Here is a 1,456-nt window from a genome sequence, read left to right on the forward strand (position 1 = left end):
TGCCGGCGCATCCGAAGAGATGTCTGCGACATCGGAAGAACTGGCCGCTCAGGCCGAGGAACTGCAGGCATCGATCGCCTTCTTCAAGGTCGATCAGGCGGGCGGGAACAAGCTTGCCAAGCGCAATGCCCCTGCTGCCAGCATCCATAAACCCGCTCAGACAAACCGTGCAGCGCCGCGCCAGTTCAAGCAGGACCATTCGGTGATCGGCCAGCAGGCCCGCGCCAAGGGTTTTGCTCTCGATATGTCGATGGGCGGGCCGGACTCCGACGACGCGGATTTCCGCGAAAGCGCCTAAGAGGCGCCTGAAGAAGAAGACCCTGGGCTTCGGCCCGGGGACCGTCGTCGCATGTATGCGACGACGTCATGCCGGCTCGCCGGCCTGCAGGGGGTGAATGTATCGTCCTGACTGCGTTTACAAAGCTACCGTCTCCGGATGGAGCAGATTTGTCATCGCATTGCAATCGGGACACAATATCATGCGCTTCACCATTAAGCTCAAACTCGCGATCGCCTTTGGCCTGGTGATATTGATGTCGATCGGCATGGCCGTTCTGTCGATCATCAACCTTTCCTCGCTCAATTCCTCGATCACCGACATCGTTCAAGGTCCCGCCAGCCATCTTGAGAGCCTGAATGCGCTTTCGACATCGCTCGCGAATACAATCCGCGCCGAAAAGAACGCCATACTGAATACCGATCCGGCGAAGATCAGCGGATATCGCCAGAACATCGAAGCGGCTCGCAAGGAGATCGAGGAGACGTTGGCCGAGTTCGAAAAGGCGACGGATCCGCAGTTGCGTTCCAAGATTGGCGAAATACGGTCGGTATTTCCCTCGTTTGTCGCCTTGCAGAACGACGTGCTCGCTCTTGCTACCCAAAATACCACTGAGAGCAATCAGCGCGCCGGCGAGATTTCGATGACCGAGGGCGCTGTCTTGGTCAACCGTCTGCTCACTCTGATGGCGGATCTGACGGGCCTTATCAAGACCGATCTGCATGCTACGGACGAAGCCACCAACGGACAATACGCCCATTCGAGAAACCTGCTCATCGGCATGGGTATCGGACTTGTCGTGTTCTCGTTCCTTGTCGCTCTGTGGATCGCCCTTGGAATCAGCTCCGGCCTTCGAAAGATCATGGGTGTCGCCAACGCCGTTTCCATCGGCGACCTCAATCAGAATGTCGAGATCAAGACGAATGACGAGATCAAGGATCTCGTCGATACGATCAATGTGATGACGTCCAACCTTCGCAATACCGCAAATATCGCAGATCAGATTGCCAACGGTGACCTAATGGTTTCGCCGAAACCGCTTTCCGAGAAGGATGTACTTGGATTGGCGCTGCAGAGCATGGTCGAACGCCTTCGGGGCGTTGTTGCCGATGCGCTGGCCGCGTCGAGCAATGTCTCGTCGGGCAGCCAGGAGCTTTCGGCAAGTTCGGAAACCCTGTC

At 57.0% G+C, this 1,456-nt stretch carries 1 protein-coding gene and 1 pseudogene; both read left to right on the plus strand.

The genetic code is table 11. The features are described from left to right. Window positions 1-298 (plus strand): annotated as a pseudogene (locus EDE09_RS27920) (methyl-accepting chemotaxis protein); the annotation flags it as partial. Window positions 299-479: 181 nt separating this feature from the next. Continuing rightward, on the plus strand, window positions 480-1,456 hold a 977-nt coding region (locus EDE09_RS27925), incomplete at its 3' end, for an MCP four helix bundle domain-containing protein (protein WP_132413623.1).

This window comes from Neorhizobium sp. S3-V5DH, from assembly GCF_004343065.1.
GTDB classification, from domain to species: Bacteria; Pseudomonadota; Alphaproteobacteria; order Rhizobiales; family Rhizobiaceae; genus Neorhizobium; species Neorhizobium huautlense.